23 protein-coding genes are annotated in these 25,204 nt (G+C 74.9%); 17 read left to right on the plus strand and 6 right to left on the minus strand.

Annotated elements, in window-relative coordinates; all coding sequences use genetic code 11:
* Positions 1-2: 2 nt before the first annotated feature.
* From AB0F68_RS16560 to AB0F68_RS16585, 6 genes are all read left to right on the plus strand, one after another.
* Positions 3-1,205 carry a substrate-binding domain-containing protein gene (locus tag AB0F68_RS16560; protein ID WP_357338468.1) on the plus strand — a complete coding sequence of 401 codons (1,203 nt, stop codon included), beginning with the start codon at positions 3-5 and terminating at the stop codon, positions 1,203-1,205.
* Between the two features lie 2 nt (positions 1,206-1,207).
* Positions 1,208-1,951: an ABC transporter ATP-binding protein gene (locus tag AB0F68_RS16565; RefSeq protein ID WP_357338470.1), complete on the plus strand. Its 744-nt coding sequence runs from the start codon at positions 1,208-1,210 to the stop codon at positions 1,949-1,951.
* Positions 1,948-2,691, plus strand: a complete 744-nt coding sequence (locus tag AB0F68_RS16570; protein ID WP_357338472.1) for an ABC transporter ATP-binding protein — start codon at positions 1,948-1,950, stop codon at positions 2,689-2,691. Before AB0F68_RS16565 ends, AB0F68_RS16570 begins: the two co-directional genes overlap by 4 nt.
* Entirely contained in the window at positions 2,688-3,578 is an 891-nt protein-coding gene (locus AB0F68_RS16575; RefSeq protein WP_357338477.1) for a branched-chain amino acid ABC transporter permease, read from the plus strand. The genes AB0F68_RS16570 and AB0F68_RS16575 overlap by 4 nt, the downstream gene beginning before the upstream one ends.
* Complete coding sequence (locus AB0F68_RS16580) at positions 3,575-4,705, plus strand: branched-chain amino acid ABC transporter permease (RefSeq protein WP_357338481.1); 1,131 nt, start codon at positions 3,575-3,577, stop codon at positions 4,703-4,705. The genes AB0F68_RS16575 and AB0F68_RS16580 overlap by 4 nt, the downstream gene beginning before the upstream one ends.
* Before the next feature lie 78 nt (positions 4,706-4,783).
* Entirely contained in the window at positions 4,784-5,533 is a 750-nt protein-coding gene (locus AB0F68_RS16585; protein WP_357338484.1) for an SDR family oxidoreductase, read from the plus strand.
* 55 nt (positions 5,534-5,588) lie between these two features.
* Here AB0F68_RS16585 and AB0F68_RS16590 read toward each other — a convergent pair whose 3' ends face one another.
* Complete coding sequence (locus tag AB0F68_RS16590; RefSeq protein ID WP_357338486.1) at positions 5,589-6,410, minus strand: hypothetical protein; 822 nt, start codon at positions 6,408-6,410, stop codon at positions 5,589-5,591.
* Between the two features lie 142 nt (positions 6,411-6,552).
* On the opposite strand from AB0F68_RS16590, the gene AB0F68_RS16595 reads away from it, so the two are divergent.
* From AB0F68_RS16595 to AB0F68_RS16610, 4 genes are all read left to right on the plus strand, one after another.
* Complete coding sequence (locus tag AB0F68_RS16595; RefSeq protein WP_357338488.1) at positions 6,553-8,310, plus strand: AfsR/SARP family transcriptional regulator; 1,758 nt, start codon at positions 6,553-6,555, stop codon at positions 8,308-8,310.
* 9 nt (positions 8,311-8,319) lie between these two features.
* Positions 8,320-10,440, plus strand: a complete 2,121-nt coding sequence (locus AB0F68_RS16600; protein ID WP_357338490.1) for a RecQ family ATP-dependent DNA helicase — start codon at positions 8,320-8,322, stop codon at positions 10,438-10,440.
* Positions 10,441-10,549: 109 nt separating this feature from the next.
* A complete protein-coding gene (locus AB0F68_RS16605) occupies positions 10,550-10,780 on the plus strand; it encodes a heavy metal-associated domain-containing protein (RefSeq protein ID WP_357338493.1) in 231 nt (76 codons plus the stop codon).
* Between the two features lie 79 nt (positions 10,781-10,859).
* Positions 10,860-11,822: a hypothetical protein gene (locus AB0F68_RS16610; protein WP_357338977.1), complete on the plus strand. Its 963-nt coding sequence runs from the start codon at positions 10,860-10,862 to the stop codon at positions 11,820-11,822.
* A gap of 16 nt (positions 11,823-11,838) precedes the next feature.
* Here the strand turns inward: AB0F68_RS16610 and AB0F68_RS16615 are convergent, their stop codons facing one another.
* Positions 11,839-12,261 carry a helix-turn-helix domain-containing protein gene (locus AB0F68_RS16615; RefSeq protein ID WP_357338495.1) on the minus strand — a complete coding sequence of 141 codons (423 nt, stop codon included), beginning with the start codon at positions 12,259-12,261 and terminating at the stop codon, positions 11,839-11,841.
* A 188-nt stretch (positions 12,262-12,449) separates the two neighbouring features.
* Here AB0F68_RS16615 and AB0F68_RS16620 point away from each other — a divergent pair, with 188 nt between their 5' ends.
* Entirely contained in the window at positions 12,450-12,881 is a 432-nt protein-coding gene (locus AB0F68_RS16620; RefSeq protein WP_357338497.1) for a hypothetical protein, read from the plus strand.
* On the opposite strand, the gene AB0F68_RS16625 is transcribed toward AB0F68_RS16620, so the two are convergent.
* Both AB0F68_RS16625 and AB0F68_RS16630 read right to left on the minus strand, forming a co-directional pair.
* Complete coding sequence (locus tag AB0F68_RS16625; protein ID WP_357338499.1) at positions 12,878-14,026, minus strand: SAM-dependent methyltransferase; 1,149 nt, start codon at positions 14,024-14,026, stop codon at positions 12,878-12,880. The genes AB0F68_RS16620 and AB0F68_RS16625 overlap by 4 nt on opposite strands.
* 88 nt (positions 14,027-14,114) lie before the next feature.
* Complete coding sequence (locus AB0F68_RS16630; protein WP_357338501.1) at positions 14,115-15,785, minus strand: DEAD/DEAH box helicase; 1,671 nt, start codon at positions 15,783-15,785, stop codon at positions 14,115-14,117.
* A gap of 297 nt (positions 15,786-16,082) precedes the next feature.
* On the opposite strand from AB0F68_RS16630, the gene AB0F68_RS16635 reads away from it, so the two are divergent.
* On the plus strand, positions 16,083-16,724 hold the full coding sequence (locus AB0F68_RS16635; protein WP_357338504.1) for a ferritin-like fold-containing protein: 642 nt from the start codon (positions 16,083-16,085) through the stop codon (positions 16,722-16,724).
* A gap of 83 nt (positions 16,725-16,807) precedes the next feature.
* Here the strand turns inward: AB0F68_RS16635 and AB0F68_RS16640 are convergent, their stop codons facing one another.
* Both AB0F68_RS16640 and AB0F68_RS16645 read right to left on the minus strand, forming a co-directional pair.
* Positions 16,808-17,035: a DUF3107 domain-containing protein gene (locus AB0F68_RS16640; protein ID WP_262282993.1), complete on the minus strand. Its 228-nt coding sequence runs from the start codon at positions 17,033-17,035 to the stop codon at positions 16,808-16,810.
* A 65-nt stretch (positions 17,036-17,100) separates the two neighbouring features.
* Positions 17,101-17,739: a TetR/AcrR family transcriptional regulator gene (locus AB0F68_RS16645; protein WP_074472473.1), complete on the minus strand. Its 639-nt coding sequence runs from the start codon at positions 17,737-17,739 to the stop codon at positions 17,101-17,103.
* A 149-nt stretch (positions 17,740-17,888) separates the two neighbouring features.
* Here AB0F68_RS16645 and AB0F68_RS16650 point away from each other — a divergent pair, with 149 nt between their 5' ends.
* From AB0F68_RS16650 to moeZ, 5 genes are all read left to right on the plus strand, one after another.
* Complete coding sequence (locus AB0F68_RS16650) at positions 17,889-20,909, plus strand: hypothetical protein (RefSeq protein ID WP_357338508.1); 3,021 nt, start codon at positions 17,889-17,891, stop codon at positions 20,907-20,909.
* A gap of 39 nt (positions 20,910-20,948) precedes the next feature.
* The gene (locus AB0F68_RS16655; protein WP_357338511.1) at positions 20,949-21,992 is read left to right on the plus strand and encodes an alpha/beta hydrolase; all 1,044 of its coding nucleotides are present in this window, start codon (positions 20,949-20,951) and stop codon (positions 21,990-21,992) included.
* Positions 21,993-21,997: 5 nt separating this feature from the next.
* Positions 21,998-22,861, plus strand: a complete 864-nt coding sequence (locus AB0F68_RS16660; protein WP_357338512.1) for a DUF3152 domain-containing protein — start codon at positions 21,998-22,000, stop codon at positions 22,859-22,861.
* A gap of 87 nt (positions 22,862-22,948) precedes the next feature.
* Positions 22,949-23,848 carry a DUF3152 domain-containing protein gene (locus AB0F68_RS16665; RefSeq protein WP_357338513.1) on the plus strand — a complete coding sequence of 300 codons (900 nt, stop codon included), beginning with the start codon at positions 22,949-22,951 and terminating at the stop codon, positions 23,846-23,848.
* A 107-nt stretch (positions 23,849-23,955) separates the two neighbouring features.
* A complete protein-coding gene (gene moeZ / locus AB0F68_RS16670; RefSeq protein WP_357338515.1) occupies positions 23,956-25,137 on the plus strand; it encodes an adenylyltransferase/sulfurtransferase MoeZ in 1,182 nt (393 codons plus the stop codon).
* Positions 25,138-25,204 lie beyond the last annotated feature (67 nt).

A 25,204-nucleotide genomic window follows, 5' to 3' on the forward strand; every position in this document is an offset into this window, starting at 1 on the left:
CAATGACGATCCGGCACACGCGACGGGTGTTCCTTTCCGCCGCCACGGCGATGGCGGCCGCGCTCGCGGCCACGGCCTGTGGCAGCCCGCAGGACACCGCCTCCGGCGGCGGCGACGCCGCACCGGTCAAGGTCGGCCTCGTGTATTCCCAGTCCGGTCCGCTGGCCAGCTACGGCAAGCAGTACATCGAGGGCTTCAAGGCCGGCCTCGACTTCGCCACCAAGGGCACCGGCAAGGTCGGCGACCGGAAGATCGAGCTCACCGAGGTCGACGACGCGGGCGACCCGGCGAAGGCGGTCTCCGCGGCCAAGGACCTGATCGGCAAGGGCACGAAGATCATCGCCGGGTCCACCTCGTCCGGCGTCGCCCTCCAGGTCGCCCCGATCGCGGCGCAGAACAAGGTGCTGTTCATCTCCGGCCCGGCCGCCACCGACGCCGTGACCGGCGCGAACAAGTACACCTTCCGCTCCGGCCGGCAGTCGTACCAGGACGTGGTGACCGCCAAGTCGTTCATCGGCGACGCCGCCGGCAAGAAGGTGGTCGTCTTCGCCCAGGACGGCGCCTTCGGTGACGCGAACGAGGCCGCCGTCAAGGCCGTCATCGGCGGTGCCGGTGCGACCGTGAGCAGCGTCCGGGCCCCGGCCAGCGCGACCGAGTTCACCCCGTTCGCCAGCCAGATCAAGGCCGCCAAGCCGGACCTGCTCTTCGTCGCCTGGGCCGGCACCACCGCCCCGGCCATGTGGCAGACCCTCGACCAGCAGGGCGTGCTCGCCTCCACCACGGTCGTCACCGGCCTGGACATCCGCGCCTCCTGGCCCACCTTCGGCGCGGCCGGCAGCAAGATCTCCTTCCTGTCGCACTACTTCGACGGGGCCAGCGACACCGAGGCCGCCAAGGCCGCCAAGGCCAAGATCCCGGGCGGCACGCTCGACCTGTTCCACCCGGACGGCTTCGCCGCCGCGCAGATGGTCGTGCGCGCCGTGCAGGAGGGTGGCGACGACGTGGAGAAGATGATCAAGGCGCTGGAGGGCTGGCAGTTCGACGGCGTCAAGGGCAAGATGACCATCCGCGCCGAGGACCACGCGCTTCTCCAGCCGATGTACCAGGCGAAGCTCTCCGGCAGCGGCACCGCCTTCACGGCGGCCGCGCAGAAGACCCTGACCGGTGACGAGAGCGCGCCGCCGGTCGCGCAGATGAAGGGCTGACCATGCTCGCCACCCGCGGTCTGACCTGGCGGATCGGTGAGGTCGCCATCGTCGACTCCGTCTACCTCGACCTCGCGCCCGGGGAGTTCCTCGGCGTGATCGGGCCGAACGGCGCCGGCAAGACCTCCCTGTTCAACCTGATCACCGGCCTGCGCCGGCCCACCGAGGGGCGGATCCTGCTGGACGGGGCGGACGTCACCGAACTCCCGCCGCACCAGCGGGCCCGCCTCGGGCTGGGGCGTACCTTCCAGGCGTCCTCGGTCTTCGGTTCGCTGACGGTGCGGGAGAACGTCCGGCTCGCCGTACAGGCGCACCGGGGTGGCTCGATGAAGCTGTGGCGGCGGGCGGCGGCCGACCGGGAGGTGGCCGCCGCCGCCGACGCGGCGCTCGACCGGGTCGGCCTCGCCCACCGGGGTACGGCGCTGGCCGGCACCCTGGCCCACGGTGAGAAGCGCAAGCTGGAGATCGCCCTGCTGCTCGCCGGGGAGCCCCGGGTGATGCTGCTGGACGAGCCGATGGCCGGGGTGAGCGCCGAGGACGTGCCCGAGCTGGTCAGCGTGATCAAGTCGCTGACCGGGGACAGCGGCCGGTCGGTGCTCATGGTGGAGCACCACATGGACGTGATCCTGGAGCTGGCCGACCGGATCGCCGTGATGCACCACGGCGCGCTGCTGGCCTGCGACACCCCGGACACGGTGATGGCCAACGCCACCGTGCAGGAGGCGTACCTGGGGGAATCGCTATGACGGAACCGATCCTGTCGGTGGAGAACCTGTCCGTGCGGATCGCCGGGCTGCACATCCTCCAGGGGGTGTCCTTCGACGTCGCGCCGACCGGGGTGACCGTGCTGCTCGGCCGCAACGGCGTCGGCAAGACCACCACGCTGCGCGCGATCGTCGGGCTGACCCCGCGCAACGGCGAGGTCCGCGGCACCGTCCGGATGGGGGCGCAGAGCCTGCTGGCCCGGCCCACCCACCGGCTGGTCCGCGGCGGCCTCGGCTACGTGCCGGAGGACCGCTGCGTCTTCGCCGCGCTCACCGTCGCGGAGAACCTGCGGCTGGCCGAGCGGCGGGGCACCACCCCGGCGTACGACAAGGTCTACGACCTCTTTCCCGAGCTGGACCGGCGCGGACGGCAACGGGCCGGCTCGCTCTCCGGTGGGCAGCAGCAGATGCTCGCGATCGGCCGGGTGCTGCTGAACGACAACCGGCTGCTGCTGGTCGACGAGCCGACCAAGGGGTTGGCGCCGAAGGTGGTGACCGAGGTGGCCGAGGTGCTGGAACGGGTCGCGGAATCCGTGCCGGTGCTGCTGGTCGAGCAGAACCTGGCCGTGGTGCGGCGGCTGGCGCGCGACGCCGTGGTGCTCTCCGCCGGCAAGGTGGCCTGGACCGGCGACGCGCAGGACCTGCTGCTGGAGACCGCGCTGACCAAGTCGCTGCTGGGCGTCGGCTCCGGTGAGGTTCGAACGAAGGATGGCATCGCGTGAGCACGGTGATCCTGCTGATCCTGACCGGGCTGGGCCTGGCGGCGCTCTACTTCCTGGTCGCCTCGGGTCTCTCCCTGGTCTTCGGCCTGGCCGACGTGCTCAACTTCGCGCACGGCCTCTTCCTCGGGGTCGGGGCGTACGCGACCTGGTGGGCGGCGGGCAACCTGCCCGGGGCCGGCTCGGACGGTTTCGGGTTCGTGGTGGCGGTCGCCTTCGGCGTGCTCGCCGGTGCGGTGGTGGCGGTGCTGGTCGAGCTGGTGCTGATCCGGCCGCTCTACTCCCGCACGATCGAGCAGGTGCTGGTCACCGTCGGCCTGTCGCTGGCCGGGGTGGCGCTGCTCCAGGCCACCTGGGGCGCCGACGCGCGGCCGTTCCCGCGCCCCGGCTGGACCCGGGACGTGACCTCGGTGCTCGGCGCCCAGGTGCCGAACGCCGGGCTGCTGCTGATCGTCGCCGCCGTGGTGGTGCTGGGCGCGCTGCTCGCCTTCCTCCGGTTCACCCGGTACGGCCTGATCATCCGGGCCGGCGTGGAGAACCGGGAGATGGTGACCGCGCTCGGCATCGACGTGCGCAAGGCGTTCACCCTGGTCTTCGCGATCGGCGGGGCGGCCGCCGCGTTGGCCGGCGCGCTCGGCTCGGTCTACTTCGGCACCGTCTCGCCCGGGCAGGGCGGCTCGCTGCTGATCTTCGCGTTCATCGTGGTGGTGATCGGCGGCATGGGCTCGGTGGTCGGGTCCGCGTACGCGGCGGTCGCGGTGGGGCTGCTGCAACAGTTCGTCAACTACTACGGCACGTCCGGGCTGGGTGACCTCTGCGTGGTCGGCCTGCTCGCCGTGGTGCTGCTGCTGCGTCCGCAGGGCCTGGCCGGAAAGGTGGCTCACGCATGACCGAGGTCAAGAGTCCGGAGGTGGCGGCGCCGCCCGCGGCGGTGCCCGACGAGCTGACCCCCGGCCACGCCCGCTGGCACGGCCTGCGCCCGTACGCGCCGCTGGCCGCCCTCGTGGTGGCGGCGATCCTGCCGTATTCCACGGTCAACCTGCCGGGCATCTTCGAGGGGCCGCTGAACTCGCCCGGCACCCTGCAACTGCTCGCCATCTGCCTGGTCTTCGGCGGGCTGGCGGCCGGCTACGACCTGCTCTTCGGGCGGACCGGGATGCTCTCCTTCGGGCACGCCCTCTACTTCGCCGCCGGGGTCTACGGCACCGACGTGCTGGTCACCCGGTTCGGGCTGCCGCTGTGGCAGGCGGCGCTGTTCACCATCGTGGGCGGCACGATCCTGGCCGCGCTGCTCGGCGCGGTCGCGCTGCGGACCGTCGGCATCGCGTTCGCCATGGTGACGCTGGCCTTCGCCCAAGTAGGCGCGATCGTGGTGGCTCGGGACTTCAAGCTGGGCGACGGGCGGGGGCTCACGGGCGGCGAGGAGGGACTGCCGCTGGACGTGTCCGGGCTGCCGTCGGCCCTGGTCGGGGTCACCAACACGGTGAACCTCTACTGGCTGGCGCTGGCGTACCTGGCCCTGGTGGTCCTTGTGGTGCACCGGGTCAGCGGCTCGCCGACCGGGCGGGTGCTGGCCGGGCTGCGCGACGACGAGCGGCGGATCGGGGTGCTCGGGCTCGACCCGTACCGGTTCAAGCTGGTCGCGTTCACCCTGGCCGGCGGCCTGGCCACGGCCGGCGGGGTGGTCTACTGCCTGATCGTCGGCGGCGCCAGCACGCACGTCACGTCGAGTGAGCTGACCCTGTCGCTGCTGGTCATGGTGGTGCTCGGCGGCCCCGGCACGCGCTGGGGCCCGGTGCTCGGCGGCATCCTCTACATGTACCTGGACCACCGCCTCACCGCCTTCGGCACCAGCGACGCGGTCAACAACCTCCCGGCGATCCTCAGCCGCCCCCTGTCCCAGCCGCTGTTCGTCCTGGGCACCGTCTTCATCCTGGCCGTCTACTTCTTCCCCGGTGGCCTGGCCAGCCTCCGCACCCGCCTACACCCCCTCCTGACGGCCCTCCACCGCCGCTGACCCCGCCGTTGATCAAGAAGTTTGCGTCGGGAATCCGCCGTAGGATGACGCAAACTCTTGATCAACTGGGGAGGGGTCATGGGGGAGAGCAAGCTGGCCGTAGTCAGCGGTGGTGGGACCGGGATCGGGGCCGCCGTGGCGCGGGGGCTCGTTGACGACGGGTACGACGTGGTGATCGTGGGGCGGCGGGGGGACGTGCTCGCGGAGGCCGCCTCGCGGATCGGGGACTCGTGCGGGCGGGCCGACGCGGTCACCCCGGTGGTCGCCGATCTGACCGATCCGGGGCAGGTTTCGGCGGTTGTCGAGGCGGTCGGGGAGCGGACCGTCGACGCGGTGGTGAACAACGCCGGTGGTTACCTGGGCGGACCGACCGACACCCTGGCCGACGTGGCGGCCTGGTGGCGGGCGAACCTCGACGCCAACGTGCTCACCGCGGTCCTGCTCACCGAGGCGCTGCTGCCCGCCCTGCGCCGCCCCGGCGGCCGGGTGGTGCTGCTCAGCTCGATCGCCGCCCAGCGGGGCGGAGGCGGGCCGTACTCGGCGGCGAAGGCCGCGCTGCACGGCTGGGCGTACGACCTGGCCGCCCAGCTCGGTCCGGAACAGATCACGGTCAACGTGGTCAGTCCCGGATACGTCGCCGAGACCGAGTTCTTCGGCGACCGGATGACCCCGGAGGGGCACGCCAAGCGGGTGGCCGCCACCCTGGTCGGCCGGGCCGGTGTGCCGGACGACATCGCGGCCGCTGTCCGCTACCTGGTCGGCCCGTCCGCCGGCTACGTCACCGGCCGGGTGCTCGGCGTCAACGGCGGCTCCGTCCTCGGCCGTTGAGACGCGCGAGGGCGGCGGCCCCCCGTGTGGCCGCCGCCCCTCCTCTCGTCGCGGGTCAGCCGTTCAGCAGCTCGTACGCCGACGCCGGCGCCTTCTGCACCTGGTCCCCGGCGGGCGCGGTGAGCTTCGGCGCCTTGCCGAAGTCGTAGTACCGGGTGACCAGCTTCATGGCCTTCTGCTTGCCAGCGGCCGGGATCTCCAGGGTCAGCGAGCTGAGGTTGCCGTCCGGGCCGACCACCGCGGTGAACGGCACCTTCTTCGCCGCCTCGCCCAGCGCCGCCACGTCCACCCCGTCGAAGGCGCTCTTCACGTCGACGTTGTCGGTCAGGTCGGCGAGACCGGTGTACGTCCCGTTGCCCTTGTCCTCGACCGTGTCGGCGGTCCGGATGATCGCGCCGGTGTTCGCCGGGTCCGCGTTCTGGTAGACCGGCGCCTCCGAGCCGTCGTCCAGCTTGGTCCGGTCCAGCGCCATCCAGCGCTTCGGCAGCTTCAGCATGTCGTGCAGGCCGGAGATGCCCGTCAGCTTGACCCGCATCCACAGGTCCTCGTCGATCACCCGGAACGTCATGTCCATGGTGAACTCCGGGTCGTCGTTCTTCTGCGACATCCCCAGCTCCATGGCGTGCGCGGCCGGGTCCACCACGCCGACGAACTTGTCGGCGCCGTCGAGGGTGGAGAACCGGAAGGCCGGGTCCTTGTCGTCCGGCACGGCGGCCAGGAGCGCGGCCTTCGGGTCGGCCGACGGGGACGGGGCCGGGTCGGATCCGGTGCTCCCGCCGGTGCCGCACCCCGCGGACAGGGCGGTGGCGGCCAGCACGGCCGTCGCGATGGCCGCGACCCGCCGGAACGTCACGGCGGTGCCGGTACGCTGCGTCATCTCGTTTGACTCACTTTCCCAGGTGGCTGTTGCACCGGCATCCTGACAGGCCGCCACGGCCGTCCCGCTGCCGATATGCTGCCGTCCGACTGCCGCGGGCCGCCGCGGCGGGCGACCGGGGGGTACAGGAGCGGAAACTCGCATGTCAGAGGCGTTGCGCTTCGAGATCCTGGGCCCGCAACGGGCCTGGTACGCGGACCGCCCGCTCGACCTCGGCCCCGGCAAGCAGCGGGCCGTGCTGGCCGTGCTGCTGCTCGCCGCGGGCCGTCCCGTCCCGACCGGGCAGATCGTCGACGCGGTGTGGCCCGAGGAACCCCCGGCGAACGGCCCGAACGTGGTGCAGAAGTACGTGGCCGGGCTGCGCCGGGTGCTCGAACCCGACCGGTCGCCGCGTACGCCGGCGCAGGTGCTGACCCTCACCGACGCCGGGTACCTGCTGCGGATCCCGCCGGAGGCGGTGGACGCGGTCCGCTTCGAGCGGGGGGTGCGACGGGCCCGGCAGTGGCACGCGGAGGGGCGTACCGAGGAGGCGCTGGCCGAGGTCGGGGCCGCGCTGGAGCGGTGGCAGGGGGAGCCGTTCACCGGGTTCGCCGGCCCGTACTTCGACGCTGCCCGGCACCGGCTCGTGGAGCTGCGGGCCGTCGCCCTGGAGACGCGTACCGAGCTGGAGCTAGCCAGCGGCCGGCACGGCGAGCTGGTCGGCCGCCTGGTCGAGCTGGTGGCCGAGTTCCCGGTCCGGGAGCGGCTGCGCCACCAGCTCATGCTGGCGCTGCACCGCAGCGGCAGGCAGGCCGAGGCGCTGGCCGCGTACCGCGAGTTCGCCGGCCTGCTCCGCGAGGAGTACGGCATCGAGCCCGGCGAGGCGCTCCAGGAACTGCACCAGCGCATCCTCCGCGCCGACCCGACCCTGCTCCCGCCGTCCCCGCCGGAGGCCGTGCCGGCCCCCCGGGCCGGTGACGCCTCCGGCGCCGACGAGGCGGGCGTGTCGGACGGGTCGCCGGCCGCCGCGCCGGAAGCGGCTGCCGTCGGGTCGATGTCCACCGCCCCGACCCGGGACACTGCCGGACCGGCCGCCACTCCCGCCCCGATCCCACCGGCCCCGCCGGGTTGGGGCGGCGCCGGGCCGGTGGCCCCCATTCCGCACGCCCTCCTGGTCGCGATGAACCAGCCGGAGGCGCCGACGGCACGCCGGGCGCCGGGGTGGGTGCGGCTCGCCGCGACCTTCGTCGGCACCGCCGGCGCGCTGCTGTCGTTCGGCGCGCTCACCTGGGCCGTGGTCCTCGGGTACGCGCTGTGGCGGCGTAGCTGGCGGCTGGCGCTGGCCGGCCTCGGCTACTTCCTGCTCGTCCTCAGCGTGTTCGTCCTCGCGGTCACCAGTCCGGAGAACGAGGAGCCGACCGACGGGGAGACGCTCTACTTCATCGTCGCGATGGGCATCTGCTGGCTGCTCGGCGCGGCGCACGTGGTGCTGCTCAACCCCGCGCTCTGGGCGGCCATCGGCGGGCTGTTCTGGACCGGCCGGCAGCGCACCGACGAGCAGCGGCGGTTGCGCCGGGAGCAGGCCCGCTACCTGCTGCACCACTATCCGTCCGCCCGGGCCGAGCTGCGGATCGGCCGCCCGGACCTGCTCCGCGGCTACGACGACGGCGGCCTGGTGGACGTCAACGCGGTGCCCGATCCGGTGCTGGCCACGCTGCCCGGGCTGACCGTCGACCAGCGCCGCCAGATCGCTGTCGACCGCTGGCTGCGCGGCCCGTACGGGTCGCTGGAGGAGCTGGCCGGGCGGTGCCACCTGCCGCCCGGCGCGACCGAAATGCTCCGGGATGTGCTGCTCTTCCTGCCGCCCGAGCCGCTGCCCGTCCGGCCCTCGTCCCTCGGCTCCCCGCCGGTCGCCTGGTAGAAATGCCGGATGGGTCAGGATCGGATGGCCGTCCGGGAACGCGCCGAGGCGGTGCTGCGGCGGCTGGCGGGTGAGCACGCCCGGCTCCGCGAGGACCAGTGGCGGGCCATCGAGGCGCTGGTGGTCGATCGGCGGCGGGTGCTCTGCGTGCAGCGCACCGGCTGGGGCAAGTCGGCCGTCTACTTCGTGGCCACCGCGCTGCTACGCGAGAGCGGCGAGCACGGCCCCACGGTGATCGTCTCGCCGCTGCTGGCGCTGATGCGCAACCAGGTCGAGTCGGCCGCGCGGGCCGGCATCCGGGCCCGCACCATCAACTCGGCCAACCTGGACGAGTGGGACGAGATCACCGCCGAGATCCACGCCGGCAACGTGGACGTGCTGCTGATCAGCCCGGAACGCCTCAACAACCCGGACTTCCGGGACGGCGTGCTGCCGAAGCTGGCCGCCACCACCGGGCTGCTGGTGGTGGACGAGGCGCACTGCGTCTCCGACTGGGGGCACGACTTCCGCCCCGACTACCGGCGGCTGCGCACCTTCCTGGCCAACCTGCCCGAGCGGACCCCGGTGCTCGCCACCACGGCCACCGCCAACGCGCGGGTCACCCAGGACGTGGCCGAGCAACTCGGCGACGCCCTGGTGCTGCGCGGCACCCTCGACCGGGAGTCGCTGCGGCTCGGCGTACTGGACCTGCCCAGCCCGGCGCACCGGCTGGCCTGGCTCGCCGACCACCTGGACCGGCTGCCCGGCTCCGGGATCATCTACACGCTGACCGTGGCGGCAGCCGGCGAGACCGCGGAGTTCCTCCGCGCCCGGGGCTGGTCGGTGGCCGCCTACACGGGGCAGGCCGAGGACGCCGACCGGCGGGCCGCCGAGCAGGACCTGCTGGACAACAAGATCAAGGCGCTGGTGGCCACCAGCGCGCTCGGCATGGGCTTCGACAAGCCCGACCTCGGCTTCGTGGTGCACCTCGGGGCGCCGCCCTCGCCGATCGCCTACTACCAGCAGGTCGGCCGGGCCGGCCGGGCCGTCGAGCACGCCGAGGTGCTGCTGCTCCCCGGCGTCGAGGACGCGGCCATCTGGCGGTACTTCGCCTCGCTGGCCTTCCCGCCCGAGGAGCAGGTCCGGGCGGTGCTCACCGCGCTGGACACCGAGCGGCCGATCTCCACCCAGGCCCTCGAACCGGTGGTCGACCTGCGCCGGGCCCGGCTGGAGCTGATGCTCAAGGTGCTCGACGTGGACGGCGCGGTCCGCCGGGTGCGCGGCGGCTGGCTCGCCACCGGGGAGCCCTGGGTCTACGACGAGGCCCGGTTGCGCCGCGTCGCCCAGGCGCGCACCGCCGAGCAGCAGGCCATGCGCGAGTACGGGGCCACGCCCGGCTGCCGGATGCGCTACCTGCGGGAGTGCCTGGACGACGCCGGTGCGGGGGACTGCGGCCGGTGCGACAACTGCGCCGCCCCGCTGTTCGGCGTCGAGGTCTCCGACGCCGCGCTCAGCGCCGCGCAGACCTTCCTCGGGCGCCCCGGCGTGGAGATCGCGCCGAAGAAGCTCTGGCCGACCGGGCTGGAGGCGGTCGGCGTCCCCCTGAAGGGGCGCATCTCCCCGGCGGAGCAGGCGCTGCCCGGGCGGGCCGTGGGACGCCTCTCCGACCTGGGCTGGGGCGGGCGGCTGCGCGGCCTGGTGGGGCCGGACGCTCCGGACGGCCCGGTCCCCGACGACGTGGCGGCGGCGGTGGTCGAGGTGCTGAAGGCCTGGGCGCACGGCGACGACCCGTGGCCGCGTCGCCCGGCCGGCGTGGTCGCGGTCGGTTCCCGCACCCGGCCGCTGCTGGTCGGCTCGCTCGCCGAGCGGATCGCCGCGGTGGGCCGGCTGCCGCTGCTCGGCCGGGTCGTCCCGACCGGCCCCGGCGGGGCCGGCGGGCCGCGGGGCAACAGCGCCCAGCGGGTACGCGCGCTGCACGACGCCTTCGCGGTGCCCGGCGACCTGGCCGACGCGCTGGCCGGGCTGGACGGGCCGGTGCTGCTCGTCGACGATCTCGTCGACTCGGGCTGGACCATGAGCATGGTGGCCCGGCTGCTGCGCCGGGCCGGCGCACCCGACGTCCTCCCGCTGGCCCTCGCGGTCGCCGGATGAACCGTCGCTCCCCGGGCCCGGAAAGTTCCGACCGGTCCGCGAATGCGAGCGCCGCCACCGTCGGCGGACCGTCGGCGGGCCGACCCCCGACCGGCGGTACCGTGGGCCAATGACCGAGCAGCGACCCGTCGTCCAGACGTACGCCGTCACCGGCATGACCTGCGAACACTGCGTCCGGGCGGTGACCGAGGAGCTGTCCACCCTGCCGGGTGTCGAGGAGGTCCGGATCGACCTCGCCGCCGGCACGGCCACGGTCACCAGCGCCGCCCCGCTGCCCGTCGAGTCCGTCCGCGCCGCCGTCGACGAGGCGGGCTACGAGCTGGCCGCCGGAATTGCCTGAGTCACCGCCCCTCGCCGGCCCCGACGCGCCACCCGGCCCCGAGGCGCGGCCGGGTCCCGAGGCGCGGCTGGGCTCCGACGTGGCGGGGTCCGGGGCCGACGCTGGCGCGTCCGCTCCGGGCGGGCCCGTCGAGGTGGACCGGGCGACGCTGCGGCTCGCCCTGGTGGTGGGCGGGCTGGTGCTGGCCGTGCTGCTCGGCTTCGGTCTCGGCCGGCTGAACCCGCCGTCGAACCCGGCGCGCACCGGGTCCGTCCCGGTGACCGCCGGGCACACCCACGACCCGGGCACCGGGGCGCACTCGCACGGCGGGGCCACCGTCACCCAGGGCGGCGACGCGGACGCGGCCGGCCTGTCGATCAGCTCGGCCGGCTACACGCTCGCCCCGTCGACCGTGGAGTTCACCCCTGGCAGGGCCGGTGAGCTGCGGTTCCAGATCAGGGACGAGCGGCGGCGGGCGGTCACCCGGTTCGCCGTCGTTCACGACAAGCCGATGCACCTCATCGCGGTGCGCCGCGACCTCACCGGCTACCGGCACCTGCACCCGACCATGGCCGCCGACGGCACCTGGTCGGTGCCGCTGACCCTGGCCGAGCCGGGCGCCTGGCGGGCGTACGCGGACTTCACCGCGGTCGCCGACGACGGCCGGCAGACCGCCGTGATCCTCGGCGTCGACCTGGCCGCCCCCGGCGGGTACGCGCCCCGGCCGCTGCCGGCCCCGGCCACCTCGGCCACGGTCGACGGGTTCGCCGTCGGCTACGCGGGCACCCCGGCGGTGGGGCAGTCGGTGCCGCTGCGGTTCCGGGTCACCGGCCCCGACGGCGCGGCCGCTCCGCTGGAGCCCTACCTCGGCGCGTACGGCCACCTGGTCGCGCTCCGCGAGGGCGACCTCGGCTACCTGCACGTGCACCCCGAGCCGGTGCGGGACGGCGACGCCGTGACCTTCTGGATGACCGCGCCCGGGCCGGGCCGCTACCGGATGTTCCTGGACTTCCAGGTCGGCGGCGTGGTGCAGACCGCCGCGTTCACCGTGTCGGTGGCCTGAGCCGCCGGCCGGCCGGTCAGCCCGCCCGGCGGACCGGGCGGTGGGCCAGGTAGCGGAGCAGGTCGCGGATGTGGTGCTTCTCCTCGGCGGGGACGCTCGGGTCGGCCAGCCGCTCCAGGATCACCCGCACGTCGGCCTCCACCGGGCCGTCCTCGGCGCCGCCGCGGCGACGGGGCACGGCGCCGGCGTCGGGCAGGCCCAGCGCGCGGAAGGCGGCCGCCACCGGCAGGTCGAGGGCGGCGCAGAAGCCGCGCACCTTGGCCAACTCGGGATAGTCCTGCCAGTCGCCGGCCAGCCAGCGGAACACGGTCGACCGCCCCACGCCGGTGTGCGTGGCGAGATCGGTCACCGTCCAGCCGCGCTCCTCGCGGGCGTCATCGATGGCGCGTCGCACGAAGCGCGCGAACGCCATCTGCGGCGAAACCTCTGCGGAACCCATCCCCCGGGCTCTGTCCCTTTCCGCCGGAGCACCCGACTCTGGGCACCGAGCCTAGTACGCGCCGACTGATAAGTAACTGACTGATCGGTCGGAAGGTCCCGTGGGCGGGACCGCCGGGCATAGACAGTTGTGATTCGTCAACTAAACTCGACGGACCCGCTGAGCAGCGAACACACGCGAGGAGCAGCATGGCCGACCCGGACCGTCCCGTGCCCCACCACCCCGGCACGATCAGCCTCTTCTTCGTGGCCAAGGCCGGCGTCTTCGCCCTGGGCTTCTGGATCTGGCTGCTGGTGCTGGCGGTGCTCGGCGATCCGCTGACCGGGGTGCACCTGATCGCCGCGAGCGGGGCCGTCACCACGACGCTGGTCGGCGTGGTGCTGGGCGCCCGGATGGCGCTCCAGCGCAACGCGGCCGTCCGGCACGCCGAACTCAAGCGGCTGCTGGTCGACATCTCGTGGAACGCGTTCGCCGCCGCCGGCAACGCCGACGAGTCGGCGACCGTGGTGCCGTTCCCGACCGCGGCGCAGGAGGCCGACCGGTCCACCAACCGGGGGCCCGGCGAGCGGATGCCCGCGTTCGACCGGGGGGAGCGCAACCGGGGCGAGCGCCGCCGCTAGGGGCGGTCGGCGAGCAGCGCCTCCAGCCGGGGCGTGACGCCCCACTGGTCGACCAGCTCGCGATATTCGGCGCGCTGGTCGTCGGTCGGCGCGCTCCCGGTGCGCCGGGCTCGGATCAGCAGGTTCCGCGGGGTGTGCCGGGAGTCGACGAACTCCACCACCTCGGCCCGGTAGCCGTGCAGCCGGAGCAGGCCGGCGCGGAGCGCGTCGGTGAGCACGTCGGCGAACCGCTCGCGCAGGATGCCCTGTCGGGTCAGCAGCTCGTACGGCCCCGGCGCGGGTCGGGCCCGGAGCTGGGCGGCCACGTCGTGGTGGCAGCAGGGGGCGGCGAGCACCCAGCGGGCACCCCAGCGCAGCGCGCGGGCCAGCGCCTCGTCGGTCGCGGTGTCGCAGGCGTGCAGCGCGAGCACCAGGTCGGGGGCCGGCGCGACCTGCGCGTCGGCGATGGTGCCGGCCACGAAGCTCACCCGGTCGGCCCAGCCCAGCCGCTCGGCCAGCTCGGTGTTGCGCCGGCGCTGGTCCTCGCGGACGTCCACCCCGACCAGCGTCACGTCCAGTCCGCGCTGGGTCAGGTAGCGGTAGGCCGCGAAGGTCAGGTAGGCGTTGCCGCAGCCCAGGTCCACCACACGCAGCGGCCCGGTCAGCTCGTCCGGCAGGGTGGCGGCCAGCGCCCGGAGGAACGCGTCCACCTGGCGGCGCTTGGCCGCCGAGCCACCGATCTCGGCGAAGATCGGGTCGCCCGGGTCGAGCAGCCAGTCCTTGGCCCGGTCGTGGTCGCCGGGCTCCGGCGCCGGCCGGCTGGCCGCCGCCCGGTGCACCTGCGCCTCGCCCGACTTGGTCACCCGGAGCTGGAGCGTGCTGTCGGCGGTCTCCACGTGCCAGTTGCCGAAGGGCTCGGCGAGCAGCGCGTCGACCGCCGTGTCGGCCTCCGCGCCCGGCGCCACGTTCCGGGTGTACGGCCGGGCCCCGTCGGAGGTGGAGATCTGGAGCCGGGGGCCGCCCTTGAGGGTGACCGGACGCAGCTCGGCGCGGACCACCGAGGGGCGCTGGCCGCGCCGGCGCCCGGCGGCGACCGCCCGGGTCAGGGCGGGGTCGAGCAGCAGCGCCCGGACCTCGCTCAGCGCGGCGTCCAGCGGTTCCGGCATGGCTTCCTCTTCCTCGGCGGGGATGGGTGGAACGGGGACGTCCCCCGCACCGGGTGACCGGTACGGGGGACGTCGGATGTCTCGCGGGTCAGTCGGCGTTGGCCTCGGCCGGCGTACCGGTGCCGCCACCGCCACCACGGCGGCGCCGGCGGCGGCGCGGCTTGGCGGCCGACTCGCCCTCGGCGGCCGAAGCGGCCGGCTCGGCGCCACCCTCGGCGGAGATCACCGCGGTGGGCTCACCGGCGACCGTCTCGCCGGCCCGGCGACGCCGGCGGTGGCGCGGGGTACGGGTGCCCTCTTCGGCGGACGCCTCGGTGGCCGTGCCCTCGGGCGCCGCCCCGCTGTCGCCCTCGCGACCCCGGCGGCGCTCCCGGCTCCGGCCCTCGCCCCGGCCCTCGCCGCGCCGCGGACCGCGCTCGCCGCGCTCGCCGCGCTCGCCGCGCCGCGACCGGCCACCGCCCAGGTCCTCCTCGACCTCGGCCGACAGGCCGGCGCGGGTGCGCTCGGCGGTCGGCAGCGTGCCGGTCATGTCTCGGGAGATGTCCAGGTCGGTGTAGAGGTGCGGGGAGGTGTGGTAGGTCTCCGGGGGTTCCGGCATGTCGAGCCCCAGGGTCTTGTCGATGATCCGCCAGCGGGGCATGTCGTCCCAGTCGACGAAGGTCACCGCGACACCGGACGCCCCGGCCCGGCCGGTGCGGCCGATGCGGTGGGTGTAGGTGTCCTGGTCCTCAGGGCAGTCGTAGTTGATGACGTGGGTGACGCCGGTGACGTCGAGCCCACGCGCCGCCACGTCGGTGGCGACCAGAATGTCGATCTTGCCGGCCCGGAACGCCCGCAGCGCCCGCTCCCGCGCCCCCTGGCCCAGGTCGCCGTGGACGGCGGCGACCGCGAAACCGCGGAAGTCGAGGTCCTCGGCCACCCGGTCGGCGGCCCGCTTGGTCCGGGTGAAGATCATGGTCAGCCCGCGGCCCTCCGCCTGGAGGATGCGCGCCACGATCTCGACCTTGTTCATCGAGTGGGTGCGGTAGACCAGCTGCTGGGTCTGCGGCGACGGGCCGGTCTCGGCCGTGTGCCCGGCGTGGATCGTCACCGGCCGGCGCAGGAAGCGCCGGGACAGCGCCACGATCGGGTCCGGCATGGTGGCCGAGAAGAGCATGGTCTGCCGGTCCTCCGGCAGCATCGCCAGGATCTTCTCGACGTCGTCGAGGAAGCCCAGGTCGAGCATCCGGTCGGCCTCGTCGAGCACCAGCGCGTGCACCCGGTCGAGCCGGAGGTGCTTCTGCTTCGACAGGTCGAGCAGCCGGCCGGGGGTGCCGACCAGGATCTCGACGCCCTTGCGCAGCGCGTCGATCTGCGGCTCGTACGCGACGCCGCCGTAGATCGGCAGCACCCGGACGCCCCGGGTGCGGCCCGCGGCGGCGAGGTCCTTGGCGACCTGGAGGCCCAGCTCGCGGGTGGGAACGACGACCAGCGCCTGCGGCACGCCGTCGCCGCCCTCGGCGGGGGCGAAGACGCGCTCCAGCAGCGGAATGCCGAAGCCCAGGGTCTTGCCGGTACCGGTGGGCGCCTGACCGATCAGGTCGACGCCGCGCAGCCCGATCGGCAGCGCGTACTCCTGGATGGCGAAGGCGCGGGTGATGCCGGCGGCGGCCAGGGCCTCGACGGTCTCCTGGCGGGCGCCGAGCTCGGCGAATGTGGGAGCTTCCGGACGGACCGGAGCGGTGGGGGCCAGTTCCTGGCCTTGAATCTGCTCGCTCATGTGGATTTGGGGGTGCCCTCTCGTGGTGCGCCCCGTCATGTCCTCAGGGCGCGAACGGTATGGCGCGGGCCACACGGTCGGGGGCGGTTACGCCGAGCCGGACCGGGCCGCACGCGCGCCGGGGACCGGCGTTGATCAGCTCAGCTGAACGGATCGGTGCCCACGGCAACTGTGTCATCTTACCTGAACGGCACGGGGGCCGTCCTGATTCCAGGTGACCACACGACGCCCGGGGGTGACCGGTGTGACCTGGGTCACTGGGCGGTCGTCCTTGTGCCCGGGCGGTAGCCTGCGCTCGTGTCCGCCCCCGACCCCGCCCTGGCCGATCTGCTCGGCCTCGTGGCCTACGGCGAACTGCTCGCCTTCGACCGGCTGGCCGCCGACGCCCGCCTGGCCCCCGACCTGCGCCGCCGGGCCGCGTTGAGCGAGATGGCCGCCGCCGAGATCGCCCACTACCGGTGGATCGCCGACCGGATCAGCGCGCTCGGGGTGACCCCCGACGAGGCCATGGCGCCCTACGTCGCGGCGTTGCAGGCGTACCACGACTCTACCGAGCCGAAGGACTGGCTGGAGGCGGTTACGAAGGCGTACGTGGGCGACGCCATCAGCGACGACTTCCTGCGCGTGATCGCCGACGGCCTCGACGGGCCGGACCAGCGACTGATCCTCGACGTGCTGCACGACTCCCAATACGCCGAGTTCGCCGCCGCCGAGATCCGGGCCGCGATCGGGGCCGACCCCCGGGTGGCCAACCGGCTCTCCATGTGGGCCCGGCGGCTGGTCGGCGAGGCGCTCTCCCAGGCCGGCCGGGTCGCCGCCGCCGACCGGGGCGCGCTCACCGCGCTGATCTCCCGGGAGGGCGTGGACGTGCCGGCGCTGTTCCGCCGGCTCACCGACGCGCACACGGCGCGGATGACCGCCGTGGGGCTGAACAACTGACGCCGCGCGCCGCCGTGACGGGCTTCCCCGCCACGGGCGGGCCGACCGGGGATGACAGCCCGTCACGGCGGGCCGGCTGGGGATCAGCGGACGGTGAACCCGACCGCGCGGGGCGAGGCCTCCGCGATCTCGACGTAGGCGACCTTCGTGATCGGCACGATGACCCGCCGGCCCTTCTCGTCGGTCAGGGAGAGGGCGCCCTCACCCTTGGCGACGGCGTCGGTCACGATCTGCTCGATCTCGGCCGGCGACTGCGCGCTCTCCAGGACCAGCTCCCGCGGCGCGTACTGCACGCCGATCTTGACCTCCACTGTGCCTCCTCAACTGGGGCGAAAAAGCCACCCTGGGAAGGCTATCCGATCTGGCGGCCCGATGTTCAGGCTGACTCACCTTGCAGGGGGAAGCTAGCGATGCCCCGCCAGGACAGGGCCGCGACCAGGGCTTCGGCCTCCGCCTTGGGCACCTGACGACCGCCGGCCAGCCAGAACTGGGCGGCCGTCTCGGCCGCACCGACCAGCCCGGAGGCGAGCAGTTCGGCGTGCGCCCGGCTCACGCCGGTGTCCGAGATGATGGTGTCGGTGATCGCGGCGATGCAGCCCTGCTCGACCCGCTCCACCCGCTGCCGCACGGCCGGGTCGTTGCGCAGGTCCGACTCGAAGACCAGCCGGAACGCCTCGCTCTCGTGGTCGACGAAGTCGAAGTACGCGCGCACCGAGGCGCCGACCCGCTCCTTGTTGTCGTTGGTGCCGCGCATCGCGTCGTGCACCTTCGCCACGATGGCGTCGCAGTGCGTGTCCAGCAGCGCCAGGTAGAGCTCCATCTTGCCGGGGAAGTGCTGGTAGAGCACGGGCTTGGAGACTCCCGCCCGCTCGGCGATGTCGTCCATCGCGGCGGCGTGGTAGCCCTGCGCGACGAACACCTCCTGGGCGGCCGCGAGCAGCTGCTTGCGCCGCGCCGAGCGGGGTAGGCGGGTGGGCCGGCCGGCGGTCTGCGCACCGTTCCCCACAGCGGTCATGGGAACCTCCGAGTTTCTCTGTACGAGCCGGCACTTAACACCCGAACCGGTCCGGGTTCGTGAACCCGTCGCGGAATTGGCCCGCCGCTGTAACTTATCGCCACTGTCACCACACGGTAGCCTCAGCGGGGGCGACCAAGGAGCGCGCGGTGAGTGAATCAGGGCAACCCGGAGCCGCCACCCCGGGAGAGCACGGCGACGGCACGGGTCAGCAGGACGACCTGGCCCACGCCGGCAGCGGGTGGGCGCCCCCGGCGACCGGCTGGGCCCGGGGCGCACCGGCGCCCGGCGGCTGGCCCCGCGCCGACCTCACCACCGGCTGGGGCGCCTCGTCCCCCCGGCACGGTGACCTCCCGGCCCCGCTGCCCGGACTGACCGACGAGGAGCCGCCCGTCCGGGTCAACGGCCGCCACGTCAACGGCGTGCACCACGGCGGGGAGGAGTCGCCCGTGACCCGCCCGGCGCCGGTCAGTGCCCCGCCCGCGGACGAGCCGCGCCGGGACACCGACGGCGGCCGGCTGGTCGTGCCGGCCCAGCGGCCCGCGCCCGCGGTCGAGCAGCCGACCGCCGAGGCCGAGCCCACCGGCTCCCGGCACGCCTCCGACGACCCGCCGGCGGGGCGCGCCCCGCGCTGGGCGGAGAGCGGCCCGACATCCGCGCCACCGGCCCTCCAGGTGCCGCCGGTCGGCGCCGCCGCCTCCGGCTTCGAGGTGCCCCCGGGCTTCCACGCCCCGACCGCCGAGCGCTCCGAACCCGCCCCGTCGCTCTCCCACGGCTGGGCCGACCGCTTCCCGCCCGAGCAGCCCCCGGCCGAGGCGCCGCGCTCCGCCGGCCCGGCCGACCGCTTCCCGCCGGAGCAGCCACCGAGCGAGGCGCCGTCGCTCTCCCGGGGCTGGGGCGACCGGCCCACGTCGGCCCCGCCCGCCGGGGCCGCCGAGGAGCGCCGGTCGGCCACCGAGCAGCCGCGCGCCGCCGCCGACGACCGGGGCGCCGGGCCGGCCGGGGAGCGCCCGCCCGCCGGGGAACCGGAATGGTCCGGCCCCGCCTGGAACCGCCCCAGCTGGGGCGGAGGCTGGGCGCCGCCGTGGGGCCGCGGAGACGAACCGACCGGCCGCCGCGCCCGCGAGCAGGAGGAGCCCGCCGGCCGCCGCGCCCGCGAGGACGAGCCGGTCGGCCGCCGGGCCGCCCGCGAGGAGTGGGCGCCCGAGCCGTCCCGCCCGTACGAGCCGGCCCGGGCCGAGCCCCCCGTTGGGTACGACCCGCCCCGGCCGGAGCCGGTCCGCCCGTACGAGCCGGTCCGCGCCGAGCCACCCGCGGGCTACGAGCCGGCCCGCGCCGAGCCACCCGCGGGCTACGAGCCGCCGCGCGCCGAGCCGGCCCGGCGGTACGAGGCGCCCCGGGGTGACGCCGAGCCGCGTGCGGCCTACGAGCCGGCCGCCCGGGAGGTCCCCGAGCGGCCCCCGTGGGCCGGGCCGCCCGTGCCGGTGACCCCGTTCAGCGCGCCGCCGCACACCACCCCGACCAGCGCCCCGCCGGTGCCCCGCGAGGCGCCCACCGGGCCGCCGTCCACCGGCTACCCGCCCGCGCCGGCCGTCCGCGCCGCCGAGGAGCGGGAGGGCGCGCCGTACCGGCTGCCGGGCGGGGCGGAGCGGCCGCCCGCCGAGCCGGCCGGCCTCCCGTCGGCCCCCGCCACCGGCGGCGTGGCCCCCTACGACCGCACCCCCGCGCCCGCCCCCACGAGCGCACCTCCCTACGCGGCCCGCCGGTCCGCCCCGGAGCCGGTGCCGACCGCCGAGGCGGTCGCCGAGCCCCAGCCGGCCGAACTCACCCCGGTGTTGCCGCAGCGCGTCCCCGCCGAGCCGGACGTGCCCGTCGTGCCGGAGCCGCCCGCCGTGGAACCGTCCGCCGAGACCCCGGAACTCGCCCGCATCGCCACCCACCTGCGCCGGGACGACGAACCCGCGCCGCTGCGCGAGAGGCCGGAGGGCTTCGACGTCAACGCGATCCTCGACGCCGTCCGCGAGGTGGCCGGCGTCCGGGATGCCGCGCTGCGCCGCACCCCGGCCGGCGCGCACAGCCTCCGGCTGGACCTCGCCGACGGCGCGGACCCGGCCGAGGTGAGCCGGGTGGTGGCCCGCCTGCTCCAGGAGCGGATGGGGTTGGCCGCCGCCCCGCAGAACCTGCCCGGCGCCCCGGCGACCCCGCCGCCCCCGGTCCGCCGCCGGTCGGCCCAGCGCGCCGACCGCCCTGCCGAGGATCCGGCGGCCCGGTCCGGCCCGCAGTCCCGTCCGACCGAGGAACCGACCGGTCCGGCGCCGTTCGGCGCACAGCCCCGTACGACCGAAGAGGCGGGCGGGGCGGTGCCGTCCGGTCCGCAGTCCCGTGCGGCCGAGGAGGTAAGCGGCGCGGCGCGGTCCGGTCCGCAGTTCCGTGCGGCCGAGGAGGTGGGCGGCGCGGCGCGGTCCGGTCCGAACCGGCCGGCCGAGAACCGGTCCGGGGAGGGTCGGTTCGCCGCGCCCGAGGCGCGTGCCGGCCGGCTCGCCGAGGCGCCCGCCGAGGGCGCCGACCCGGGCGTCGAGCCGCGCCGCCGCCGGCAGGCCAGCAGCCACCGGGGCCGGGCCACGGTCGAGGAGTCCTCGCTCGCCACCGCCCCGGCCGGCACGGCCACCGGCAGCCCGGTCACGCTCGGCACCTCGTACTCCGGCGGGCAGATGAGCACGACGGAGACCGCGCCGTCGCGACCGCTGGACACCGGCGGCCTGCCGGGCCCCCGGGTGGTGATCGACCACGTCCAGGTGAGCACCTTCGGCCTCGACGCCACCGTGGAGGTCCGCCTGATCGCCGGCGACCGGACGGCGGAGGGCCACTCCACCGGGCCCGCCGTCGACGGCTACGTGATGCGGCTCTGCGCGGTGGCCGCGGCCGCCGCGGTGGACGAACTGCTCGGCCGGGCCGCGCCGGCCGGCGAGCGGGGCCGGTGCTTCGTCGAGCACGCCGCCGTGGTGCCGTTCGGCAACTGCGAGGTGGCGACGGTGGTGGTGCTGCTGGTCTGCGACGGCTGGGTGGAGCAGCTCGCCGGCTCGGCCCTGGTCGCCGGGGATCCCCGGCAGGCCGTGGTCCGGGCGACCCTGGCCGCGGTGAACCGCCGGCTGGAGGCCCTGCTCGCCTGAGCCGGTGTCGGGCCGGGCCGGTCCGGGAAGACTGGAACCATGAAGCCCGCCGCCCTCTGGCCGGACGATCTCCTGCCCGCGCATCACGTCCCGCCGCCCTGGCCCGGCCGGCAGGTCTGTCTCGACGGCACGGTGACGTTTGTGCGGGACACCCCGGCCACCGCCCCCGGCGCCGAGTCGGCGCTCTACGTGCACGGCCTCGGTGGCTCGTCGCAGAACTGGACGGACCTGGCCGGCCTGCTCGCCGACCGGCTCGACGGCCAGGCGATCGACCTGCCCGGTTTCGGGCGCAGCGAGCCCGGCCGGCGCTACACCGTGCCGGCCTTCGCCGAGCGGGTGGTCCGCTGGATCGAGCACAGCGACCGGGGGCCGGTGCACCTGTTCGGCAACTCGCTCGGCGGCGCCGTCTCGGTCCGGGTGGCGGCGCTGCGTCCGGATCTGGTCCGCACGCTGACCCTGATCTCCCCGGCGTTGCCGTTCCTGGACTTCCGGCGTTCGTTGCAGGGACGGATGCTGCCGCTGCTGGCGGTCCCCCGGGGCGAGCGGCTGGCCGCCCGGCGGCTGGCCCAGCTCGCTCCCGAGGTGATGGCCCAGCAGGTGATGGAGGCGTGCATCGCCGACCTGACCCGGATCAGCGAGCAGCGCCGGCGGGAGGCGGTCGAGGAGATCCGGATCCGCTACGAGGCGGCGCACTACGCGGCCGCCTACGTCCGTACCTTCCGGGGCCTGGTATCCAGCTTCCTGCGGTCCTACCTGCCCGGGTCGGGCTCGCTGTGGCGGCTGGCGGCGGCGGTGCGGGCGCCCACGCTGGTGGTGGGCGGGCGGCAGGACCGGCTGGTCGACGTGCGGGTGGCGCCGCAGGCCGCCCGGGTGATCCCGGACAGCCGCCTGCTGCTGCTCGACGGCGTCGGGCACGTGGCCCAGCTGGAGGTGCCCCGGACCGTGGCGCGGGCGGTGCTGGCGCTGCTCGCCGAGGCGTCCCCGGGCGGATCGCCGCCGGGTGGGGAGCGGGGGGAGGCGCAGGCCAGGGCCCTGATCGCCGAAACGGAGGAGAGCGGGCTGCGCCGCGACATGGCAGGCTGAGCCGGATGCCCACCTCCGCCCGTCCGCGTGCCGCGCGGCCCACCGCCCCGCCCGCCGGTCGCTGGCGTTCCGCGGTCGTGGCCGGTGCCTTCCTCGTCGCCGCCGCGATCGGCATCGGGGTGGCGCTGCAACATCCGTCGGTCGGGGTCGAGGCGCTGGCCGATGCCGCCTCGACGGCCCAGCCACTCATGCCGACCGTGGCGCCGCCGTCGAGCGCGCCGCCGTCGCCGGACCCGGCGCCGAGCATTCCGGTGGCGCCGGTGCTGCGCCTGCCCGGCCCGGTGCCCGCGCACGGGCGGGGCAGCTTCGGATACGACGACCGGGCCGGCGGCGTGCTGGGCCGGGCCGGGGTGCTGCGCCGGTTCCGGGTGGCGGTGGAGGACGGCTCCGGGGAGGACGTGCGCGCCTTCGGCGACGCCGTGCAGCGGGCGCTGGCCGGGCCGGGGAGCTGGGTGGACGGTGGCCGGTTGCGGTTGCAGCGGGTCGGGCCGGGCAGCCGGTCCGACTTCACGATCTACCTGGCCACCCGGGACACCGCGGGCCGGCTCTGCCGGGCCGGGGGCATCGACATCCGGGTGGGCGGCGTGCCGTACACGTCGTGCCGCGTCACCGGCAAGGTGGTGATCAACCTGGATCGGTGGCGGACGTCGGCGCCGCACCTGGTCGCGGCGAAGCTGCCGCTGGACACCTACCGGCTCTACGTCATCAACCACGAGGTGGGTCACCAGCTCGGACACCATCACGAGGCCTGCCCGGGGACGGGCCGGGCGGCGCCGGTGATGCAGCAGCAGACGCTGTTCCTGAACGGCTGCCGGGCGAACCCGTGGCCGTACGTGGGTGGGAGGCGGTACACCGGTCCGTCGGTGTGAGAGACCTGATCCTGGCGATGAGAAGTATTTCGCGGGAGGACTGGCAAAAAGGGCTAATTGCCCGAATTGCCATGGCACGCTGATGTCATGACGCCGTCGTCCCCTTACGACCCGCCTGAGGACCCCGCGCCGGTCGGCGACCGCCCGTCGCCCCGGCTCGACTTCGACCGTCCGCCGGCCCGCCCCGGGCCCCCGGCGCCGGGCCGTCCCAGCCTGCGCCGGATGCGGCGCCGCCGCCGGCGGGCCACGCTGCTCCTGGCGGTGCTGCTCGCCGCGGGTGCCGGCGCGTTCGGGGCGACCCGGCTGGCCGGCCCGGGCGGGCCGGTGCACCTGTCCACCCGGCATCCGCTCTCCGCCGATCCGTCGCTGGCCAACGGCACCGGCGCGGGGGCCCGGACCGAGCCGAGCGGGTACCCCGCCGAGGGCCCCGGCAGCTTCGCCGCCGCCGACAGCCGCTCCCCGGTGCGCGGCGAGGACGGCCCGCTGCGCCGCTACCGCGTCGAGGTCGAGCAGGGCGCCGGGCAGGACGTCGACGAGTTCGCCGCCACGGTGGACGCGGTGCTCGGCGACCCGCGTAGCTGGATCGCCTCGGGTGAGCTGCGGGTGCAGCGGGTGCCCGAGGCCGTCGCCGCCGACTTCACCATCTACCTGGCCACCCCGGCCACCTCCGAGCGGATGTGCGCCGAGGGCGGGCTGAGCACCGAGCGCTACACCTCCTGCCGGCTGCCCGGGCGGGTCATCATCAACCTGGCCCGCTGGCTGGAGGCGGTGCCCGACTACGGCGCCCCGCTGGAGGTGTACCGGACCTACGTGGTCAACCACGAGGTCGGGCACGAGTTCGGCGAGCTGCACCAGGCCTGCCCCGGGCCCGGCGCGCCGGCCCCGGTGATGCAGCAGCAGACGTACGGGCTGGACGGCTGCGTGCCGAACGCCTGGCCGTACGTCGACGGGATCCGCTACGAGGGCGAGCCGACCGACGGGGTCTGAGTTATTCCCGCTCCCGCATGTCGGGCTACGTGGCCCTCATCATGGCCGATCCCTACCGGGGCGAGCGACAATGACGCGGTCCCACCGCCGATCCCGGGGAGTCCACCGTGTCGTTGCCCCCGCTCGTCGAGCCCGCCGCCGAGCTGACCGTAGACGAGATCCGTCGTTACTCGCGCCACCTGATCATCCCGGACGTCGGGGTCGAGGGGCAGAAGCGGCTGAAGAACGCCCGGGTGCTCTGCGTCGGCGCCGGCGGTCTCGGCTCGCCGGCCCTGATGTACCTCGCCGCCGCCGGCGTCGGCACCCTCGGCATCATCGACTTCGACACCGTCGACGAGTCCAACCTCCAGCGCCAGATCATCCACGGCGTCTCCGACGTCGGCCGATCCAAGGCCGAGTCCGCCGCCGCCTCGATCCGCGAGATCAACCCGCTGGTCAACGTGGAGATCCACAACACCGCGCTGGACCGGGACAACGTCCGGGAGATCTTCGCCCGGTACGACCTGATCGTCGACGGCACCGACAACTTCGCCACCCGCTACATGGTCAACGACGCGGCCGTGCTGCTCGGCAAGCCGTACGTCTGGGGTTCGATCTACCGGTTCGACGGCCAGGCGTCGGTGTTCTGGGCCGAGCACGGCCCCTGCTACCGCTGCCTCTACCCGGAGCCGCCGCCGCCCGGCATGGTCCCGTCCTGCGCCGAGGGCGGCGTGCTGGGCGTGCTCTGCGCGTCCATCGGCTCCATCCAGGTCAACGAGGCGATCAAGCTGCTCGCCGGCATCGGCGAGCCGCTGGTCGGCCGGCTGATGGTCTACGACGCCCTGGAGATGAGCTACCGCAAGATCAAGGTCCGCAAGGACCCGAACTGCGTGCTCTGCGGGGACAACCCGACGGTCACCGACCTGCTGGAGGACTACGAGGACTTCTGCGGCGCGGTCTCCGACGAGGCGCAGGAGGCGGTGGTCGACTCGACCATCACCGCGCTGGAGCTCAAGGAGTGGCAGGACGCCGGCAAGGACATCTTCCTGGTCGACGTCCGCGAGCCGGCCGAGTACGAGATCGTCCGGATCCCCGGCGCCACCCTGATCCCCAAGGGCGAGATCATCTCGGGCGACGCCCTGGCGAAGCTCCCGCAGGACAAGCAGATCGTGCTGCACTGCAAGTCCGGCGTCCGCTCCGCCGAGGCGCTCGCCGCGCTCAAGGCGGCCGGCTTCAAGGACGCCGTGCACGTCCAGGGCGGGGTGCTCTCCTGGATCAAGCAGATCGACCCGGCGCTGCCGGCGTACTGAGTCGCCCGCGTCGAAGGGCCCTCCCGGGTGTGCCGGGAGGGCCCTTCGCGTACCGCCGGTGGGCCGG

Origin of the sequence: Micromonospora sp. NPDC023966 (assembly GCF_040639095.1) — a bacterium.
GTDB lineage: Bacteria > Actinomycetota > Actinomycetes > Mycobacteriales > Micromonosporaceae > Micromonospora.

Bases quoted from the DNA above. Each gene is read 5' to 3' on its own strand.
- AB0F68_RS16595 (WP_357338488.1), top strand. From the start codon at position 6,553: ATGTCAGAGGCGTTGCGCTTCGAGATCCTGGGCCCGCAACGGGCCTGG.
- AB0F68_RS16600 (WP_357338490.1), top strand. From the start codon at position 8,320: ATGGGTCAGGATCGGATGGCCGTCCGGGAACGCGCCGAGGCGGTGCTG.
- AB0F68_RS16570 (WP_357338472.1), top strand. From the start codon at position 1,948: ATGACGGAACCGATCCTGTCGGTGGAGAACCTGTCCGTGCGGATCGCC.
- AB0F68_RS16565 (WP_357338470.1), top strand. From the start codon at position 1,208: ATGCTCGCCACCCGCGGTCTGACCTGGCGGATCGGTGAGGTCGCCATC.
- AB0F68_RS16560 (WP_357338468.1), top strand. From the start codon at position 3: ATGACGATCCGGCACACGCGACGGGTGTTCCTTTCCGCCGCCACGGCG.
- AB0F68_RS16615 (WP_357338495.1), bottom strand. From the start codon at position 12,261: ATGGGTTCCGCAGAGGTTTCGCCGCAGATGGCGTTCGCGCGCTTCGTG.
- AB0F68_RS16585 (WP_357338484.1), top strand. From the start codon at position 4,784: ATGGGGGAGAGCAAGCTGGCCGTAGTCAGCGGTGGTGGGACCGGGATC.
- AB0F68_RS16625 (WP_357338499.1), bottom strand. From the start codon at position 14,026: ATGCCGGAACCGCTGGACGCCGCGCTGAGCGAGGTCCGGGCGCTGCTG.
- AB0F68_RS16580 (WP_357338481.1), top strand. From the start codon at position 3,575: ATGACCGAGGTCAAGAGTCCGGAGGTGGCGGCGCCGCCCGCGGCGGTG.
- AB0F68_RS16660 (WP_357338512.1), top strand. From the start codon at position 21,998: ATGCCCACCTCCGCCCGTCCGCGTGCCGCGCGGCCCACCGCCCCGCCC.
- AB0F68_RS16630 (WP_357338501.1), bottom strand. From the start codon at position 15,785: ATGAGCGAGCAGATTCAAGGCCAGGAACTGGCCCCCACCGCTCCGGTC.
- AB0F68_RS16655 (WP_357338511.1), top strand. From the start codon at position 20,949: ATGAAGCCCGCCGCCCTCTGGCCGGACGATCTCCTGCCCGCGCATCAC.
- AB0F68_RS16620 (WP_357338497.1), top strand. From the start codon at position 12,450: ATGGCCGACCCGGACCGTCCCGTGCCCCACCACCCCGGCACGATCAGC.
- AB0F68_RS16605 (WP_357338493.1), top strand. From the start codon at position 10,550: ATGACCGAGCAGCGACCCGTCGTCCAGACGTACGCCGTCACCGGCATG.
- AB0F68_RS16665 (WP_357338513.1), top strand. From the start codon at position 22,949: ATGACGCCGTCGTCCCCTTACGACCCGCCTGAGGACCCCGCGCCGGTC.
- AB0F68_RS16645 (WP_074472473.1), bottom strand. From the start codon at position 17,739: ATGACCGCTGTGGGGAACGGTGCGCAGACCGCCGGCCGGCCCACCCGC.
- AB0F68_RS16590 (WP_357338486.1), bottom strand. From the start codon at position 6,410: ATGACGCAGCGTACCGGCACCGCCGTGACGTTCCGGCGGGTCGCGGCC.